Raw genomic sequence first — 18,736 nt, forward strand, 5'->3', positions numbered from 1 at the left:
CTCACTATAACCATTCATAGGAAACAGAGAGCCGCTCCCACTCAGGGAAGGAATCCAGAAAATGCAAAGCATTTTCCAATTCTCTCTCTGCCGCCTTTCTAGAGGAAGCCACCGTTGCTATAGCAATTTTTGTACGCTGCCATACATCCTGGTGGTCCACTTCCGCTACGGAGACATTTAACTTTTGTTTCAAGCGCGTAGTGGTACGCTGCAAAACAGCCCGTTTTTCCTTTAATGAGTGTGCCTCATAGATGAGATACTCCACTTCAGCATAACCGATCATTTTCGCTCGATTTCTTCCTCAATAAAGGCTTCGATTATGTCGCCCTCTTTCACATCGTTGAAGTTCTTAATGGTAATTCCACACTCATATCCTTGGCTGACTTCTTTGGCGTCATCTTTAAAGCGTTTTAGTGCATCGACCTCGCCTTCAAAGATTACAATGCCATCACGGATTAAGCGTACGCCGCTGTCGCGTGTAATCTTGCCGTCTGTTACATAAGAGCCGGCAATTGTTCCTACTTTAGAAACCTTGAATGTTTGACGCACTTCCGCCTGACCAATAATTTTCTCTTGGAATTCAGGGTCCAGCATCCCTTTCATCGCCGCCTCGATCTCTTCGATGACTTTATAAATGATGCGGTGCAGACGAACATCTACTTCCTCTGCTTCCGCTGCCCGCTTCGCATTTACGTCCGGGCGAACATTAAATCCAATGACAATCGCATTGGAAGCCGAAGCAAGGATAATGTCAGATTCAGTAATAGCTCCCACACCTGTATGGATGATCTTAACATTGACACCTTCTACCTCGATTTTCTGAAGAGCAGCAGCTACAGCTTCTAATGATCCTTGTACGTCAGCTTTTAATACGATATTTAAATCTTTCATTTCCCCTTGTTTCATTTGCTCAAACAAGTTATCCAAGCTGACTCTGGACTTTTCACTGCGCTGCGCCTGTAAAGCTTCTTGGGCACGTATTTCACCAACATGGCGTGCAGTTTTCTCATCCGCGAATACCACGAAACGATCACCGGCAAGCGGTACATCCTGCAGCCCTGTAATTTCAACCGGTGTGGAAGGTCCCGCTGATTTAATCCGGCGACCAATATCATTGACCATCGCCCGTACGCGGCCAAACGTGTTACCAACAACGATTGGGTCTCCTACATGTAAAGTGCCGTTTTGGACAAGTAATGTAGCGACCGAACCGCGGCCTTTATCAAGTTCAGCTTCTACTACTGTACCAATTGCCCGCCGTTCAGGATTCGCCTTAAGTTCTTCAACTTCTGCCACAAGAAGGATCATTTCAAGAAGCTGGTCGATCCCTTCTCCTGTTAACGCTGATAGAGGAACGAAAATAGTATCGCCGCCCCAATCCTCCGGTATTAACCCGTGCTCTGTCAGTTCCTGCATCACACGGTCTGGGTTAGCTGTCGGCTTATCAATTTTGTTCACTGCTACAATGATCGGAACCTCTGCAGCCTTTGCATGGTTAATCGCTTCAACGGTTTGCGGCATGACACCATCGTCTGCAGCTACCACAAGGATCGTAATATCTGTGATTTTCGCTCCGCGAGCACGCATTGTTGTAAACGCCGCATGTCCTGGTGTATCAAGGAAAGTAATTTTCTTATCATTTGCTTCAATTTGATAAGCACCAATATGCTGAGTGATTCCTCCGGCTTCTCCTTCTGTTACTTTCGTGTGGCGGATGGAATCAAGAAGCGTCGTTTTTCCATGGTCAACGTGACCCATAATAGTTACAACAGCTGGGCGTTCCACGAGCTTACCTTCGTCTTCTTCCTCTTCGAAGTAAGTTTCAAGATCTGTTTTATCGATCAGAATTTCCTCTTCTACTTCTACGCCATATTCGCCCGCAACCAGCTCAATAGCATCGCTGTCAAGCTCCTGGTTAATTGTGGCCATTACTCCGAGCATAAATAGCTTTTTAATAATTTCAGACGGCTCGCGGTTTAATTTCTTTGCTAGTTCAGAAACCGTTAACGAGCCTGAGAACGTAATCTTCTCTGGAAGCTCCTTCACTTTCTTAGGCTGAGGAGCAACAGGCTTTGTCTGTCTTTGCTTATTGCCCTGCTTCTTTCCTCTCCCTTGAGCTTTATTATTCCCTTTTGCTTGATTAAATCCTTTTTGAGGAGAGTTTTTCTGTCCAGAAGCCCCTTTGCTTCCAGGCCGGCCATTTCCGCCGCTGGCTGCCGGCTTATTTTGACGTCCCTTTTGATTGCTTGCATTTGATTGGTTTTTTTGTTGATTTGAAATTGATTTATCCAATTTTTGTATAGCCTCCTCGTAATAACAGTCATATGGTTAGAGACTTCTACATCCGACTTCTTCAGTTGCTCTATGACCTCTTTACTTAATTTTTCTTTTTTAATTGTGACCGGTGCTGTCTTACTTCTGCTCAGGCGAGTCAAGCAGGCTCGACAGCTTTTTTGCAAATCCTGCGTCTGTCACTGCAGCTACTACGCGGGCCTCCTTGCCGATCGCCTGACCAAGAATGTAACGGTTATCGATCCACTTAAGCGGCACTTCGTAATAAGCTGTCTTATCCTGAATCTTTTTCTTTGTGTTTGGAGAAGCGTCGGCTGAAAGCAGAACCAGTTTTGCCCGGCCTTTCTGAATCTCTTTTACTGACAGCTCTTCGCCTGAGATCACTTTACGCGCTCTGTTAGCTAATCCTAACAGCTTTGCCCACTGAGGTTCATTCATCAGCTATTCGTCTCCTTCTCTGTATAGGACAGAAGCTCCTCGAATATGCTGTCTGGTATTTCCGCATTCAACTGTCTTGCTAAAATCCCCTTGGATTTGGCAAGTTCTACAGCCTCTCTGGATTTTGATACGTAAGCACCGCGTCCAGCCTTCTTGCCTGTTAGATCAAGGGACACGTCACCTTCTTTTGAACGAACCACGCGCAGCATTTCCTTCTTATCTTTCATTTCCCCGGTTGCTACACACTTTCTCAGCGGCACTTTTTTCGGACGAGCCATTCTTCTTCACCTCTTATTCGATTTCTTCGGAGAAAAAGTCATAAGCGTCTTCGTCTTTCACGCTCTTCGTATCTTCAGCTTCTTCTGAAGCGGCGGAGATGTTTTCGCGCGGATAAACTCCTTCTTCCCGGGCATCAGTCTCACTCTTAATATCAATCTTCCAACCTGTTAATTTTGCTGCCAGGCGGGCGTTCTGTCCGCGTTTTCCAATTGCAAGTGACAACTGGTAATCCGGTACGACTACCGTGGTAGCTTTCGCTTCTTCATTGACCTGCACATCCACTACCTTTGATGGACTCAGCGCATTGGCAACGAATTCCACTGGATCCTCTGACCACTTAACGATATCAATTTTCTCACCTTTTAATTCATTGACGATCGCTTGGACACGGCTGCCTTTTGGTCCAACACAAGCGCCCACCGGATCAATCTCTGGATTCTCGGCGTAAACAGAAATTTTTGAACGATCTCCTGCTTCACGGGCAACCGAACGAATCTCCACAGAGCCGTCGAAAATTTCCGGCACTTCAATTTCGAAAAGTCTCTTTAGAAGGCCCGGGTGAGTTCTTGAAACAAAGATTTGCGGTCCTTTTGTCGTCCGTTCTACTTTTGTAATGTAGACTTTAATGCGGTCATGGGGCTTGTAGCTTTCATTTGGCATTTGCTCAGAAAGCGGCAGCAGTGCTTCAATTTTGCCAAGGCTTACATAGATGAAGCGGGAATCTTGACGCTGGACGATACCGGTCATGATGTCTTCTTCGCGGTCGATAAATTCAGAATAAATAATTCCTCTTTCCGCTTCCCGCACACGTTGTGTCACCACTTGTTTTGCTGTCTGTGCAGCGATGCGTCCAAAATCTTTTGGTGTAACTTCAAGCTCGACAATATCTCCTAGCTCATAAGCCGGGTTAATTTCCCGGGCATCTGCCATTGAAATTTCAAGGCGAGAGTCAAATACTTCCTCAACCACTTCCTTGCGGGCAAACACTCTCATCGTGCCTGTTTCAAGGTTTAAATCTACACGCACATTTTGCGCCTGGTTGAAATTTCTTTTATACGCGGAAACGAGAGCAGCTTCAATTGCTTCAATAATTAAGTTGCGCTCAATTCCTTTTTCCTTCTCCAAATACAAAAGAGCATCATACAGTTCAGTGCTCATTGGACTTTCCGCCCCCTTATATAATAAATAACGCTGTCAAACAGAGAGGAGCAATGGCTGTATCACTTGTCAGCTGGCTGATCCAGCCATTAGCTCTCCTTAAGAAAAAGAGACCGCCAGACGTGCTTTCGCCACTTTTTCTAATGGAATTACTATTTGCTTCTTTCTTGTTTTCACTAAGTACTCTACTGTTAACTCTTCATCTTCAAACGATACAAGCGTACCTTCAAATTCCTTCTCGCCATCAATCGGCTCATACAGCTTTACATGAACGCGTTTACCGACCGCACGTTCATAGTCTCTTACTTTCTTCAGCGGCCGCTCAGCTCCTGGTGAAGAAACCTCAAGAAAATAATTGTGCGGAATAGGGTCTACCTCATCGAGCTTTTCGCTCAGCTGTTCGCTGACAAGGCCGCACTCTTCAATATCGACTCCTTGTTCCTTATCAATATAAACACGCAGGAACCAGCTCTGTCCTTCCTTCACGTATTCAATATCGACCAGTTCTAAATTCATCTTTTCTATAATTGGCTGTACTAACTGTTCAACTGTTTCAGTGACTTTACTCATACATACCCTCCTGGTTGAATCAAATGCTTGACCAAGATGAAACTGTTCTACAAACACGAAAGAGTGGGGGTTCCCCACTCTTTCAAAGAGAGTTATCAATTAGTATTTCCATAAAAAATATACCATACCCCTTGATTTGGTGCAACTCAGCCGTTTTTTCCTCAGAACAGCGACAGCTGATTCTGGTCAGGCAGAGCTTCTAAACAACCATGATTGTCCAAATACTCAATAAGGGTTTTTGATATTTTCCCGCGTTGCTGCAAGTCCTCTTTCGAAAGGAATTCTCCTTCCTCCCTTGCTTTTACGATATTGCGGGCCGCATTTGTTCCTAATCCCGGGATGGCATTGAATGGCGGAATAAGCGAGTCGCCATCAATAATAAACTGGTCAGCACTTGAACGATACAGGTCTACCTTCTGGAATTTAAAGCCCCGTTCACACATTTCAAGAGCTAGCTCCATCACTGTCAATAAACTCTTCTCTTTCGGAGAAGCTTCCAGTCCCTTAGCATTGATTTCTTCAATCAGTGCACGAATGGCCGTTGCTCCTTTGATCATTGTATCAATGTCAAAGTCTTCTGCACGGACCGTAAAGTACGCAGCATAATACAGAAGCGGCATATGCACCTTAAAGTAGGCAATTCTGACAGCCATTAATACATAGGCGGCCGCATGCGCTTTAGGGAACATATACTTAATCTTCTTGCACGAATCAATGTACCATTCCGGCACTTCATTTCGTCTCATCTCTGCTTCCATTTCTTCCGTCAGTCCGCGGCCTTTCCGAACAAACTCCATAATTTTAAAAGCAAACGCCGGTTCTAACCCTTGATAAATTAAATATACCATAATATCATCCCGGCAGCCGATCACATCACTCAGCTCACAAATCCCATCACGGATCAGCTCTTGAGCGTTCCCAAGCCACACATCCGTCCCGTGGGACAGACCTGAGATCTGCACAAGTTCTGAGAAGGTTGTAGGCTTCGTATCCTCCAGCATTTGACGAACGAAGCGTGTACCAAACTCAGGAATCCCCAGCGTTCCTGTCTTGCACATGATCTGTTCCTCGGTAACACCTAAGGGTTCTGTACCGCTGAAGATCTTCATGACCTCTGGATCATCCGTCGGAATTGTTTTCGGGTCAATTCCCGACAAGTCCTGAAGCATACGAATCACCGTTGGATCATCGTGACCAAGTATATCAAGCTTCAATAAATTATCATGAATGGAATGGAAATCGAAGTGGGTCGTCCGCCATTCAGATTTATCACTGTCTGCCGGGTATTGAATAGGTGAGAAATCATAAATATCCATATAATCCGGGACAACGATAATCCCCCCTGGATGCTGGCCGGTTGTCCGCTTAACACCCGTACAGCCTTTGGCAAGCCGCTCCACTTCCGCTCCCCTTAATTGAAGGTTATTGTCACCTGCATAGCCCTTCACATAGCCAAAAGCGGTTTTATCAGCGACGGTACCAATCGTACCGGCACGGTACACATAATCTTCTCCGAAGAGCACCTTCGTATAGTTATGGGCAACCGGCTGATATTCACCCGAGAAGTTCAAATCGATATCAGGGACTTTATCTCCTTTAAACCCGAGGAACGTTTCGAATGGAATATCATGCCCATCCTTCTTATAACGAACCTGGCAATCCGGACAGTTTTTATCCGGCAAGTCAAAGCCTGAGCCGACAGATCCATCATCAAAGAATTCCGATCTCCGGCAGTTTGGACACACATAATGCGGCGGCAGAGGATTCACCTCTGTGATTTCCGTCATGGTGGCAACAAATGAAGACCCGACCGATCCACGCGAACCAACGAGATACCCATCGTCTAGTGATTTCTTAACAAGCTTATGGGAAATTAAGTAGATAACAGCAAAGCCGTGGCCGATGATACTTTTAAGCTCTTTCTCCAGCCTCGCTTCTACAATCTCAGGCAATTCCTCGCCATAGATGCTTCTTGCTTTGGCATAGCTCATCTGACGGATTTCCTCGTCCGCCCCTTCAATCTTCGGCGTATACAAATCATCTTTAATCGGCTTAACTTCTTCAATCATATCAGCGATCTTATTTGTATTCTCTACCACAATCTTCTGCGCCGTTTCATTTCCTAAGAAGCTGAAGGCGTCAAGCATTTCATTTGTCGTCCGAAAATGGACATCCGGCAGCTCGTGACGGTTCAGCGGGTTGGCTCCGCCTTGAGAGTTGATTAGAATTTTGCGGTGAATTTTGTCCTTTGGCTCTAAATAATGAACGTTTCCGGTTGCTACGACCGGCCGCTGCATTCTTTCACCGAGCTCCACCGCTTTTTTTATAATGTCTTCAAGAGCGTGCTCATCCCGCACAAGCTCTAATTCGATTAAATGACTGTATACCGCTTTCGGATGCACTTCGATATAATCATAGAATTCCGCTGCCTTCTCCGCTTCTTCTACACCCTTTTGCATAAGGTTTTCAAATACTTCGCCTTTATCACACCCTGAACCGATGATTAAGCCTTCTCTATGCTTTTGAAGAATAGAGCGCGGGATTCTCGGCACCCGGTAAAAATAATCAATATGGGAAACAGACACGAGCTTAAAGAGGTTCTTCAAGCCGGTATCGTTTTGGGCAAGAATCGTGCAATGATGTGGACGGGCTCTCTTGTAGGCGCCCCCTTCTCCCATATGATTATTAAATTCATCGTGATACAAGATGCCCTTTTCATTAGCATCTTTCAGCATCTTAGCAAACAAGTACCCCGTTGCTTCTGCATCATAGATAGCGCGGTGGTGCTGGGTCAATTCAATATCAAACTTTTTAGCGAGCGTATTCAGCCGGTGATTTTTCATCGTCGGATATAGAAACCTGGCTAATTCCAGGGTGTCAATAACCGGGTTAGCCGGCTTACCCAAGCCGTAACGCGTATAGCCGGTGCTTAGGAACCCCATATCAAAGGAAGCGTTATGAGCAACGAAAACCGCGTCGCCTGTCCATTCTTTAAACTTCTGCAGCACTTCTTCCACTTCCGGAGCTTCCTGTACCATTTCATCGGTTATACCGGTTAAGTTGGTCGTTGTAGCTGACAGCGGATGGTGCGGGTTAGCAAAGGATTCAAAACGGTCAATGATTTCTCCGCCCTTCATTTTGACGGCAGCCAGCTCAATAATCGTATCGTACACGGCAGAAAGACCCGTTGTCTCTACGTCAAATACGACATAGGTATCTTCAGAAAGCAGACGGTGGGCATCATTGTAAGCAATAGGGACACCATCATCTACTAAGTTAGCCTCAAGTCCATACAATATTTTAATACCGTGCTTCTTGCCTGCATTGTAAGCGTCCGGAAAGGACTGGGCCACAGCATGATCAGTAATAGCGACAGCCTTGTGCCCCCACTTGCTTGCCTGTGCAACCAAGTCAGCTGTTGCTGAAACAGCATCCATTTGGCTCATCGGTGTATGGAGATGCAGTTCGACTCGCTTTTCCCCCTCAGGAGCTGTGTCCTGACGTGTAACCGGAGCAATTTCATTCACATCATTAGCGATCATAACAAGGTCCCTGACAAAAGTATCATTTTGCACCGTTCCCCGTGCTCTTACCCACATGCCTTTTTTCATCTGGCTGAATAAAGCGGCGTCTTCTTTATCTCTGGAAAACATTTTAATCATGATCGAATCGGTATAGTCAGTGAGCTTAAACGTCAGGAGTGTACGGCCGCTTCTGAGCTCCTTCGTCTCCGCATCAAATACATAGCCTTCCACAGCAATTCGCCGTTCTTCATCCTGAATGTCTTCGAGCTTCTTGAATTCCGCATCCTCTTTAATTTGAAGACCGATCATAAGCGGACCGCTGGCAGCTTCCCCTTCTTCATCAGCGTGGGCCTCCCGCTTCTGCATTTCCAGAACCGCCTGCATAGCCCGCTCTGCATCTTCCTTCTGCTTTTCTTCAAGAAACTGCTGGAACTCACTATTTTCCTCCTGCTTGACCACCTCTACATCAAGTGCCATTGGAGGAAAACCATAATTTTGATACAAGCGGCTAATTCGTTCTCCATACTTATTCTTTAGCGCCATTCCCTCTGTTTCATTGCTTACTTGAACCGTCAGCTTATGCCCCTTTACTACAGGAGGGCGGCTATTAAGCAAGGAAAGCATAGGCGGCGACACACCATCCAATTCTCTAATACAGTAAGACCAGTATTCACTGATCATTTCCTCTGTTACCTCAGGGGTTCTTGCTTTTATTGAAAAAGAAATACGGGCAATTTCCTTAAATGACTGGCGCAAGGCATCCGTAAATACCTCAAGCACACGCCTTGGGACAATTGTCTCTGTCATAAAGGAGAAATGCCACCGTTTCTCTTGACGTTCTACCGTTAGCTTGGCAATCTCGGCTCCCTCAAAGTACCGGACGATAGCATCTTCCGTTAGCTTCAATTGTTGTAAAAGCAATTGGAACCGCTGTCGTCTTCCTTGGGATTCTTCATTCATTTGCATGCCTCCCAATCTATATTCTCTTCTATTTTAACAGAAAATGAAGAGAAAAAAGGTACCTGTCTCAGGTACCTTTTAATGTTTAAATCGTTTGAAAAATCTTATGGAGAGCAGAAGCCAATTCATTCCGTTGCACTTCAACCATCTCTCCCGTTTTACGGATCTTCACCTCTACGATGCCTTCAGACGCTTTTTTGCCGACTGTTATACGTACAGGAAGCCCGATTAAATCACTATCCGCAAATTTCACTCCTGGACGCTCTGCGCGATCGTCGAATAAAACACTGAATCTGTTTTCCCGAAGTTCACTATAGAGCTCATCAGAAAGTGTGCGCTGAGCCTCATCTTTTCTATTTACTGCCACAAGATGTACATCAAATGGTGAGAGCTCCTTTGGCCAGATAAAACCATTTTCATCATTAAACTGCTCCGCAACGGCAGCTAATACACGGGAGACTCCAATTCCATAGCACCCCATGATCATTGGCTGTGTCCGTCCGTTTTCATCTAGGTATACAGCGTTCATCGCTTCACTGTAACGTGTGCCAAGCTTAAAGATATGGCCTACTTCAATTCCTTTTGCAAAGCGGATGGTACCTTCACCATCTGGTGAAACGTCACCTTCCTGGATAAAGCGCAAATCAGCATACTGATCTACTTGATAGTCTTTTTCGACATTCACGTTAATGAAATGGTAGCCTTCTTCATTTGCACCGCATACAGCATTTACAATAGCCTTTACTGCATGATCGGCAATCACTTTTACATCGCCTTTCACATTTACCGGTCCTAGGGATCCGACTGTGCAGCCGAGGATCTTTTCTACTTCCCCTTGCTCTGCAAGCTCTACCCCATCAGCTTGAAGAAGGTTCTTTAATTTAATGTCATTCACTTCATGGTCACCGCGAACAAGGACAATTACATGCTCCTCATCCACTTTAAACAGAAGCGTTTTTAAGCATTTTTCCGCCGGTACATCCAAAAGCTCAGCTACACTGCTGATCGTCTTCGCATTCGGCGTTTCTACTTTTTCAATGTTCAGCTCCGCCTCTTCGCTTCTTTCATACTCAGCGATTACAGGTGCCATTTCGATGTTAGCCGCATAATCTGATGTGTCGGAATAGGCAATGGTGTCTTCTCCAATTTCGGAAAGCACCATAAATTCATGGGTATCCTTTCCTCCCATTGCGCCTGAATCAGCAATAACTGCCCGGAAATTCAAGCCGCAGCGGCGGAAAATGTTCGAATACGCCGCGTAGAGCCGGTCGTATACTTCATCCAGACTTTCATGAGAGGTATGAAATGAATAAGCATCCTTCATAACAAATTCTCTTCCGCGAAGTAAACCAAAACGCGGCCGCTTCTCGTCCCGAAACTTGTTTTGAATTTGATAGAGTGTCAGCGGCAGGCGCTTATAGGACTTAATTTCGTCTCTGACAAGGCTCGTGATCACCTCTTCATGCGTCGCGCCTAAAGCGAACTCGCGCTCATGGCGGTCTTTTAAGCGCATTAATTCTGGTCCGTACGTGTACCAGCGGCCAGACTCCTGCCACAGCTCAGCTTGCTGCAAAGCAGGCATTAAGAGTTCAACCGCTCCTGCATTATCCATTTCCTCCCGCACGATCGCTTCAATTTTGTGAAGCACCTTCAATCCGAGCGGCAAATAACTGTACACACCGCTGGCGTTTTGGCGGATAAATCCTGCCTTTAACAATAGCTGATGACTTTTTACCTCTGCATCAGCTGGAACTTCTCTCATTGTAGGAATTAACGTTTGGCTTTGTCTCATCACATGCACCTCAAACTAGTTTATTGTAAAAAGAATCGTTGAATATCGTTCCAAGTAACAACAATCATTAAAAGCATCAGCAAAGCAAAACCGACAAAGTGAACCATTCCTTCTTTCTGACGGTCCAGCGGTTTCCCCCGGACAGCCTCAAAGAAGAAGAACAGCAACCGTCCTCCGTCAAGCGCAGGAAGCGGTAAAAGGTTCATGATTCCCAGGTTAATGCTCAGTGCACCCGCCCAGGTCATTAAGTTCATAATACCCGACTTAGCTACCGTATCAGTGGATACATAAATGCCAACTGGTCCAGAAAGCATATCAATAGAAAACTGACCAGTTACAAGCTGTCCCAGCAAGCGGAGAATTTCAACGGTCCATAAGTACGTTTCCTTCGCTCCATGAACAATCGAGCCAAAAAATGACTTCTCTACCGGGCTATACACACCGATCACGCCAATTCTTTGATCTTCAATTTCACGGACCTGCGGCGTAACAGGCATATCCATTACTTCGCCGTTTCGCTCGACTGTAAATTCCACTTCAGATTGGGGGTTCTCCTGAACAATTGCCACAATGTCACTCCAGCTGGCCACCCCTTGTCCATTAATACTGATCACTTTATCCCCTTCTTGGAGTCCAGCCTCCTGCGCTGCTCCATCGGATGTCAGCCTGCCCAGCTCGGGCTCATCAGTGGGTATTCCCTGAATAATTGCTACAATGGAGAACACAATAAAGGCTAAGATAAAGTTAAAGAGTGGTCCGGCAAAGATTGTCATAGCCCGCTGACCAAGTGTTTTGGAAGCAAATTGACGATCCCATGGTGAAATTTGAGTTTCCAGTCCATCCTCCACCATAACCGCTTCCCGGTGAACAGGAAATACCCTTGCTTCCTCTTCTTCCTCTTCATACCCTTTAATGAATAATTGGTGCTCAAGGTCTGCCTTCTCTACTTCGATCACACGGGCATTTGGATAACGGTCTTTCCCGTTCACAATAATTTTTGTTATTTCTTCCTCATCATTGAGAACTATACCAATTCGCCGGCCCGGCTTTAGCTCTGCCATCTCCGGGTCTTCCCCCGCCATGCGTACATAGCCGCCTAAGGGCAGGAGACGGAGTGTATAAACCGTTTCTCCCTTCTTGTATGCAAAAATCTTGGGGCCCATCCCAATCGCAAACTCGCGGCAAAGAATACCGGCGCGTTTGGCGAACAGAAAGTGACCAAACTCATGAAAAAAAACAAGAGCGCCAAATATGACAATAAAGGCTATAACCGTGTTCAATATAAATAACCACCTTTTTTATAAAAGTGAGTGGACGAAATTTCTTGCTTCCTTATCGGCATACTGAATCGTTTCCAAATCGGGATTTGCCAGCGGCTTGTGCTCACTCAGCGCACGTTCTACCATTTCATCGATTTGCAGAAACGTCATCTTTCCGTCAAGAAAGGCGGCCACTGCCGCTTCATTTGCTGCATTCAGCACAGTGGGCATTGTTCCCCCTGCTTGACCAGCTTCATAAGCCAGTGCAAGCATGCGGAAGCGCCGCTTATCAACCGGCTGAAAATGAAGCTTGCCAGCTTCAGCCAGGCTAAGACGCTTCGCATCAGGAAGCGGCAGGCGGTCCGGATAAGTAAGGGCATACTGAATAGGTATACGCATATCTGGCGTGCCCAACTGTGCAATGACTGAGCTGTCATGAAATTCGACCATCGAATGGATAATACTTTCTCGATGTAAAATAACATCTATTTGCTCATATGGCAAATCGAACAGCCAATGAGCCTCGATAACTTCCAGCCCTTTATTCATCATTGTCGCTGAATCAATTGTTATTTTAGCTCCCATAGACCAGTTAGGATGATTTAATGCCTCTTCCACTGTCACATTCTTTAGTTCCTCCCGGGTGCGGTCACGGAAGCTGCCGCCTGAAGCAGTCAAAATAAGGCGCTCAATATTTTTTTCTTTTTCTCCTTGCAGACATTGGAAAATAGCTGAATGCTCGCTGTCAACCGGTAAAAGATCGACATTGTTTTTCTTAGCAGCCGCCATTACTAGATGGCCGGCTGTTACAAGCGTTTCTTTATTGGCAATAGCTACTTTTTTGCCGGCCGCGATCGCCTGAAGTGTTGGATACAACCCTACGCTGCCAAGCACCGCGTTCACAAGAATATCTGCTGAACGAAAAATCGCTACCTCTACAAGCCCCTCTTCGCCGTGCAGAATTTGTACAGAAGGGAATTCCGTTTTTAATCGGTCTGCATCCTCTTTCAAGGCTACAGAAACCAGCCGCGGCTGAAAAGACTGGATCAGCTTTCTTGTCTCATCTATATTCCTTCCAGCTGAAAAAGCGGCAAGTGAAAATTCTTCAGGGTGCTGACGAATCACATCAATCGTCTGCCGGCCAATTGAGCCCGTCGCACCTAACAAGCTTATACTCTTCAAAAGTTTCATCTCCTCAAACAAAATACACTGCTTACACTAACTGCAGCAAATGAACAAGCGGAAAAACAAAGAGCCAGCTATCGGTCCGGTCTAGAATTCCGCCGTGGCCAGGCAATAGGGCGCCAGAATCCTTCACGCCATATTGACGCTTAAGCGCCGATTCAGCTAAATCGCCTAGCTGTCCAAAAACAGAAAGAATAGCTGACGCGATAATCAGCTTTGGCCAGGCTACACCCATGTCTGCAAATAACGCAAACAAAACAGCCACAGCCATCGCGGACAGAACACCGCCTATTGAGCCTTCAATTGTTTTCTTAGGACTAATCTCCGGCCAAAGCTTCCGCCTCCCATATGAGCGGCCAACAAAATAGGCACCAGAGTCTGTAGCCCAAGTAATAAATAGAGCGAAAAAGACAAATAGCACACCCGCTTCTCTCGTCTCCATAAAATAATAGAAGCCAAAGCCTACATATAAAGCAGCCAACACACAAAAGGCAGCTTTTTCAAAGTGGAAGCGATTTTTAGAAACAACCACATAGGCGAGCAAAAGCAAAACAAGAAGCGTCATGAGCTCCATTTTTTCATACCCTGCCTGCTGCAGTGTCTCGGTAAAGTGTTCCGGCAGTAAAATAATAAAGAGCAGAATAAGCGATAGCAGCCCTGGCAAAGAAGCCGGCGCAATCTTATTCATTTTCAATGCCTCCATTAAGCCGACAGCTGCCATAAAATAAATCAAGACCGTAAATGGCCAGCCGCCATACAGAACGATCGGTATAAAAGCAGCCGCGGCAATGAGAGCGGTTATTATACGTTGTTTCATTTTCTAAACTCCTAACTTTCTCCCTTGCGAAGGTACTTATGAGAGCCCCCCGAACCGGCGCGAACGCTTTTGAAAAGCTTCCACTGCCTCAAATAAATGAACGTCCTTGAAATCGGGCCAATTGACATCCGTAAACCAGAACTCTGTATAGGCTAGCTGCCAAAGCATAAAATTGCTCAGGCGGACTTCTCCGCTCGTCCGGATTAATAAATCAGGGTCTTTCAGCTGGTTTGTCATTAAATAACTGGAAAACAGATCTTCATTTAAGTTTTCCTCTAACAGTATATCATTCTTCGCATCCTGAATAATATTCTTTACGGCCATTAAAATTTCCGCTCTGCTCCCATAATTTAAGGCGAAATTTAGTATAAGACCATCATTGCCGCTCGTTTCCTCCATTGCCCTCTGTACAGCCTTAAGTGTGTAGGAGGGAATTTGCGTTTCATCACCCATCATTTCCACACGAATATTTTCTTCCATAAGGTCTGGCAAAAAGGAGTTAAGGAATTCTTGCGGCAGTTTCATTAGAAATTCAACCTCCGCCTTTGGCCGCTTCCAGTTTTCTGTAGAAAAGGCATAAAGGGTTAGAACCTTGACACCTAGCCTATTAGCCAGCTTTGCGATTCTTTTTACAGTTTTCATGCCCTCATGGTGGCCTGCCACCCTGGGCAGCGCCCTTTTTTTGGCCCACCGGCCATTGCCATCCATAATAATCGCAATATGCTCAGGAACTGGAGCACTTTGAATCTTTCTCATTCTTTCTTCGATATTATGGTTGTCCGCTGTTTTCCATAAATTTTTTTTATTAATCATGAAATATCCTCCACAGTGTAGCATGCCAATTTCTAATCGAGCTATTACCTATTATAATACCAAATTTCTGGTTTGATTACTTTGCAAAAGCAGATGTAATTTTTCTTCCTCGGCTAGAAAGAAGGAATAAATAGGCTTGAACGTAAAAAAGAGATATACGAATTCAACTAGTTTAACAATAGACTGGCAGTTCACCAGAAGAAATAAAAATATACCCCTCTTCTTACTTGAAGAGGGGTTGTTGTACAGACAATGTCTGTTTTTATGACATGCCTAGCTGACCAAAACCACCTGTCCTTCAGATAATGAAAAAACAAATGCATTCCAATCATCTGGCACTCCTCTCAATTCGAGAGCAGAATCAAACTTCCATAATTTCTTTTTCTTTATCCTTTGCAATTTCATCAATTTCTTTAATAAAATTGTCTGTTTGCTTTTGGACATCGTCCGTTAGGCCGCGAAGCTCATCCTCTGTAATGTCTCCGGCTTTTTCCTGTTTTTTCAGTTCATCATTCGCATCACGACGTACATTACGGATAGCTACTTTTGCATCTTCTGCCTCTTTTTTAACCACCTTAACTAGTTCTTTACGACGCTCTTCCGTTAAAGGAGGGAAGGAAAGGCGGAGAATAGAACCGTCGTTTGCAGGAGTGAGGCCAAGGTCTGATTTTAAAAGGGCTTTCTCAATATCGCCCAATACTGTTTTATCATAAGGCTGGATTGTGAGCAGCCGCGCTTCAGGAACAGAAACAGACGCAAGCTGATTAATCGGTGTCGGTGCCCCGTAATAATCAACCATGACACGGTCTAATAAAGAGGCACTCGCACGGCCTGCGCGAATAGAAGCTAATTCTCTCGTATAAGCCTGTATTGCTTTCCTCATTCTTTCTTTTGTTTGTTCAATAACATCGTTTGCCATTATTCTTTCCCCCTTACAAAGGTTCCGATTTTTTCACCCATAACTGCCCGCTTGATATTTCCATTCTCCATGATAGAAAAGACAATTAAAGGAATATCATTATCCATACATAAAGACGAAGCTGTAGAATCCATTACAGCCAATCCTTTCTTAATTACATCCAGGTAAGAAAGCTGTTCATATTTCACAGCATCTTTATCCGTGCGAGGATCAGCAGAATATACACCATCTACGTTATTTTTCGCCATCAGGATCACTTCTGCCTCAATTTCAGCTGCGCGCAGTGCTGCCGTGGTATCTGTAGAGAAATATGGGTTTCCTGTACCAGCTGCAAAGATAACTACCCTCTTCTTTTCCAGGTGACGAATCGCGCGTCGGCGAATATAAGGCTCGGCTACTTGACGCATTTCAATAGAGGTCTGTACACGCGTCTCGATGCCCAGCTGTTCTAGGCTGTCTTGAAGAGCCATTGAGTTCATCACAGTTGCCAGCATTCCCATATAATCAGCTGTAGCCCGGTCCATGCCCATTTCACTGCCGATTTTCCCTCTCCAAATGTTTCCGCCGCCCACAACGACAGCCACTTCTACATCCAGCTCGGCAATCTCTTTCACCTGCTCAGCAATTGACTTAATGACCTCTGGATTAATGCCAAAGCCAGCGTCTCCTGCTAAAGCCTCTCCGCTTAACTTTAATACTACACGTTTATATTTTGGAATGCTCATGTAAACCTCCGTATGTATCGTATTCACTGCTTCCATCCCTGTATTGTGGGCAATTGCCAAACTGTAGAGGAAATCCCTCACCAGCAACCGGCAAGGGACTCCATTTCTTGTTCTTTATTCCGTTCCCCTGTAGGAAAACTTATTTTTTCACTTGGTTCATAACTTCTTCAGCAAAGTTATCTTGACGCTTCTCGATGCCTTCTCCAACCTCATAGCGCACGAAGCTTACTACCTCTGCACCTTTAGATTGAACATATTTGCCTACTTTCTCGTCAGGGTTTTTAACAAACGCTTGGTCTACGAGGCAAATATCTTCGAAGAACTTGCTAAGGCGTCCTTCAACCATTTTTGCTACGATTTTTTCAGGCTTGCCTTCATTTAATGCTTGCTGAGTTAATACTTCACGCTCACGGTCAACTTCCTCTTGGGAGACTTGATCGCGGGAAACATATTTAGGGTTTAACGCAGCTGCATGCATAGCTACATCTCTTGCTACGCTTTCATCCGTTGTGCCTTCTAACACAGCTAACACACCGATACGGCCGCCCATGTGAAGGTATTCGCCGAACGCACCATTGTCAGTTTTTGTTTTCACTTCAAAGCGGCGAAGAGTGATTTTTTCACCAATTTTTGCGATCGCTTCGTTAATATATTCGCCAACTGTTTGGCCGTTATCCATTTTTTGTTCAGCTGCTTCTTCTACATTTGCAGGCTTGTTAGCAAGCAAGTGTGAAGCAAGTTCTTTTACAAGTGTTTGGAAGTTTTCGTTCTTCGCTACGAAATCTGTTTCTGCGTTTACTTCTAGAATGACAGCTTCGTTGCCTTCGCTTTGAATGAAAGTTGTACCCTCTGCAGCAATACGGTCAGATTTCTTAGCCGCTTTTGCGATTCCTTTCTCACGAAGGAAATCAATTGCTTTTTCAAGATCGCCATCAGTTTCTGTTAGCGCTTTTTTACAATCCATCATTCCAGCACCAGTTTTTTCACGAAGTTCTTTAACCATTTGAGCAGTAATTGCCATTATTATTTCCTCCTTTAACACGTATAACCCTTTTTTAGGAAGTAAAACTTCTTATAAAAAAGGTGATAAGAGTTTTCCCACTTATCACCTTTTCAGCCATTCTTACTCGGCAGCTGCTGTTTCTTCTGCTTGTGTCGCTTCTTCTGCTTCTGCCACTTCTTCTCCCTGTCTTGCTTCAAGGATAGCATCTGCCATTTTACCAGTTAAAAGCTTAACGGCACGGATGGCATCATCGTTTGCCGGGATCACGTAATCGATTTCGTCTGGATCACAGTTTGTATCAACGATACCGACAATAGGGATATTCAATTTGCGTGCTTCAGCAACAGCAATGCGCTCTTTGCGAGGATCGATAATAAATAGTGCATCAGGAAGTTCTTTCATATCTCTGATACCGCCAAGGAATTTCACTAGGCGCTCATGTTCTTTTTTCAATTGAACGACTTCTTTTTTAGGAAGGACATCAAATGTACCGTCTTCTTCCATTCTTTCGATATCTTTTAAACGTCTTACACGCTTTTGGATTGTTGAGAAGTTTGTTAATGTACCGCCTAACCAGCGTTGGTTTACATAATACATTCCTGAACGTTCCGCTTCGTCTTTAACAGACTCTTGCGCTTGTTTTTTAGTTCCAACGAAAAGAACTTTTCCGCCGTTTTCAGCGAGTTCTTTCACGAACTTGTATGCTTCATCAACTTTTCTTACTGTTTTTTGAAGGTCGATAATATAAATCCCGTTACGTTCTTGGAAAATATACTTCTTCATTTTTGGATTCCAGCGGCGTGTTTGGTGACCGAAATGTACACCAGCTTCAAGCAGTTGCTTCATTGAAATTACTGACATGTTTAATTTCCTCCTAATGGTTTTTAAAATTTCCTCCGCCCCCATCATCTTTGACTGGAAACTGACAATATAATCAGCACCATCCAATCAAATCAGCGAGCGTGTGTGATAACACCGTTAGTAAATATACCACAGCTTTCG

Annotated in this window: 15 protein-coding genes and 1 pseudogene; all 16 read right to left on the reverse strand. The window is 44.9% G+C overall.

From position 1 onward, the window contains the following. Positions 1 to 4: 4 nt before the first annotated feature. The 16 genes and pseudogenes from QY97_RS01745 to rpsB all read right to left on the reverse strand — a co-directional run bounded on the left by QY97_RS01745 (position 5) and on the right by rpsB (position 18,595). Entirely contained in the window at positions 5 to 283 is a 279-nt protein-coding gene (locus tag QY97_RS01745) for a DUF503 domain-containing protein (RefSeq protein WP_039232644.1), read from the reverse strand. Beyond that, a pseudogene (infB, locus tag QY97_RS01750) lies at positions 280 to 2,175 on the reverse strand (translation initiation factor IF-2); the annotation flags it as partial. The gene QY97_RS01745 and the pseudogene infB, both read right to left, overlap by 4 nt. 237 nt (positions 2,176 to 2,412) lie before the next feature. Next, positions 2,413 to 2,730: a YlxQ family RNA-binding protein gene (locus QY97_RS01755; RefSeq protein WP_039232646.1), complete on the reverse strand. Its 318-nt coding sequence runs from the start codon at positions 2,728 to 2,730 to the stop codon at positions 2,413 to 2,415. Continuing rightward, the gene (gene rnpM, locus QY97_RS01760) at positions 2,730 to 3,008 is read right to left on the reverse strand and encodes an RNase P modulator RnpM (RefSeq protein ID WP_039232648.1); all 279 of its coding nucleotides are present in this window, start codon (positions 3,006 to 3,008) and stop codon (positions 2,730 to 2,732) included. The genes QY97_RS01755 and rnpM overlap by 1 nt, the downstream gene beginning before the upstream one ends. A gap of 13 nt (positions 3,009 to 3,021) precedes the next feature. Further along, the gene (nusA, locus tag QY97_RS01765; protein ID WP_039232651.1) at positions 3,022 to 4,167 is read right to left on the reverse strand and encodes a transcription termination factor NusA; all 1,146 of its coding nucleotides are present in this window, start codon (positions 4,165 to 4,167) and stop codon (positions 3,022 to 3,024) included. A gap of 99 nt (positions 4,168 to 4,266) precedes the next feature. Then, complete coding sequence (gene rimP, locus QY97_RS01770) at positions 4,267 to 4,737, reverse strand: ribosome maturation factor RimP (RefSeq protein ID WP_039232655.1); 471 nt, start codon at positions 4,735 to 4,737, stop codon at positions 4,267 to 4,269. Positions 4,738 to 4,898: 161 nt separating this feature from the next. Next, complete coding sequence (locus tag QY97_RS01775; RefSeq protein WP_052725832.1) at positions 4,899 to 9,221, reverse strand: PolC-type DNA polymerase III; 4,323 nt, start codon at positions 9,219 to 9,221, stop codon at positions 4,899 to 4,901. Between the two features lie 85 nt (positions 9,222 to 9,306). Further along, positions 9,307 to 11,013, reverse strand: a complete 1,707-nt coding sequence (locus QY97_RS01780) for a proline--tRNA ligase (protein WP_039232658.1) — start codon at positions 11,011 to 11,013, stop codon at positions 9,307 to 9,309. Positions 11,014 to 11,033: 20 nt separating this feature from the next. Continuing rightward, the gene (rseP, locus tag QY97_RS01785) at positions 11,034 to 12,293 is read right to left on the reverse strand and encodes an RIP metalloprotease RseP (RefSeq protein WP_039232660.1); all 1,260 of its coding nucleotides are present in this window, start codon (positions 12,291 to 12,293) and stop codon (positions 11,034 to 11,036) included. 18 nt (positions 12,294 to 12,311) lie between these two features. Then, on the reverse strand, positions 12,312 to 13,454 hold the full coding sequence (dxr, locus tag QY97_RS01790; RefSeq protein ID WP_039232663.1) for a 1-deoxy-D-xylulose-5-phosphate reductoisomerase: 1,143 nt from the start codon (positions 13,452 to 13,454) through the stop codon (positions 12,312 to 12,314). Positions 13,455 to 13,485: 31 nt separating this feature from the next. After that, the gene (locus tag QY97_RS01795) at positions 13,486 to 14,274 is read right to left on the reverse strand and encodes a phosphatidate cytidylyltransferase (protein ID WP_039232666.1); all 789 of its coding nucleotides are present in this window, start codon (positions 14,272 to 14,274) and stop codon (positions 13,486 to 13,488) included. A gap of 36 nt (positions 14,275 to 14,310) precedes the next feature. Next, a complete protein-coding gene (locus QY97_RS01800) occupies positions 14,311 to 15,087 on the reverse strand; it encodes an isoprenyl transferase (RefSeq protein ID WP_039232668.1) in 777 nt (258 codons plus the stop codon). A gap of 361 nt (positions 15,088 to 15,448) precedes the next feature. Then, positions 15,449 to 16,006 (reverse strand): ribosome recycling factor, encoded by a 558-nt coding sequence (frr, locus tag QY97_RS01805; RefSeq protein WP_039232669.1) that lies wholly within the window; start codon positions 16,004 to 16,006, stop codon positions 15,449 to 15,451. Next, positions 16,006 to 16,731, reverse strand: a complete 726-nt coding sequence (gene pyrH / locus QY97_RS01810) for a UMP kinase (protein ID WP_039232672.1) — start codon at positions 16,729 to 16,731, stop codon at positions 16,006 to 16,008. Before pyrH ends, frr begins: the two co-directional genes overlap by 1 nt. 139 nt (positions 16,732 to 16,870) lie before the next feature. Next, positions 16,871 to 17,752 carry a translation elongation factor Ts gene (gene tsf, locus QY97_RS01815; RefSeq protein ID WP_039232674.1) on the reverse strand — a complete coding sequence of 294 codons (882 nt, stop codon included), beginning with the start codon at positions 17,750 to 17,752 and terminating at the stop codon, positions 16,871 to 16,873. Between the two features lie 102 nt (positions 17,753 to 17,854). Continuing rightward, complete coding sequence (rpsB, locus tag QY97_RS01820; RefSeq protein WP_039232676.1) at positions 17,855 to 18,595, reverse strand: 30S ribosomal protein S2; 741 nt, start codon at positions 18,593 to 18,595, stop codon at positions 17,855 to 17,857. Between the last annotated feature and the right edge of the window lie 141 nt (positions 18,596 to 18,736).

Origin of the sequence: Bacillus thermotolerans (assembly GCF_000812025.2) — a bacterium.
GTDB classification, from domain to species: domain Bacteria; phylum Bacillota; class Bacilli; order Bacillales; family Domibacillaceae; genus Quasibacillus; species Quasibacillus thermotolerans.

Excerpts from the sequence above, each read along its gene's own strand:
- nusA (WP_039232651.1), bottom strand. The coding sequence starts at position 4,167 with ATGAGCACTGAACTGTATGATGCTCTTTTGTATTTGGAGAAGGAAAAA.
- rimP (WP_039232655.1), bottom strand. The coding sequence starts at position 4,737 with ATGAGTAAAGTCACTGAAACAGTTGAACAGTTAGTACAGCCAATTATA.
- frr (WP_039232669.1), bottom strand. The coding sequence starts at position 16,006 with ATGGCAAACGATGTTATTGAACAAACAAAAGAAAGAATGAGGAAAGCA.
- QY97_RS01755 (WP_039232646.1), bottom strand. The coding sequence starts at position 2,730 with ATGAATGAACCTCAGTGGGCAAAGCTGTTAGGATTAGCTAACAGAGCG.
- rpsB (WP_039232676.1), bottom strand. The coding sequence starts at position 18,595 with ATGTCAGTAATTTCAATGAAGCAACTGCTTGAAGCTGGTGTACATTTC.
- QY97_RS01795 (WP_039232666.1), bottom strand. The coding sequence starts at position 14,274 with ATGAAACAACGTATAATAACCGCTCTCATTGCCGCGGCTGCTTTTATA.
- QY97_RS01780 (WP_039232658.1), bottom strand. The coding sequence starts at position 11,013 with ATGAGACAAAGCCAAACGTTAATTCCTACAATGAGAGAAGTTCCAGCT.
- rnpM (WP_039232648.1), bottom strand. The coding sequence starts at position 3,008 with ATGGCTCGTCCGAAAAAAGTGCCGCTGAGAAAGTGTGTAGCAACCGGG.
- pyrH (WP_039232672.1), bottom strand. The coding sequence starts at position 16,731 with ATGAGCATTCCAAAATATAAACGTGTAGTATTAAAGTTAAGCGGAGAG.
- tsf (WP_039232674.1), bottom strand. The coding sequence starts at position 17,752 with ATGGCAATTACTGCTCAAATGGTTAAAGAACTTCGTGAAAAAACTGGT.
- QY97_RS01775 (WP_052725832.1), bottom strand. The coding sequence starts at position 9,221 with ATGAATGAAGAATCCCAAGGAAGACGACAGCGGTTCCAATTGCTTTTA.
- QY97_RS01745 (WP_039232644.1), bottom strand. The coding sequence starts at position 283 with ATGATCGGTTATGCTGAAGTGGAGTATCTCATCTATGAGGCACACTCA.
- QY97_RS01800 (WP_039232668.1), bottom strand. The coding sequence starts at position 15,087 with ATGATTAATAAAAAAAATTTATGGAAAACAGCGGACAACCATAATATC.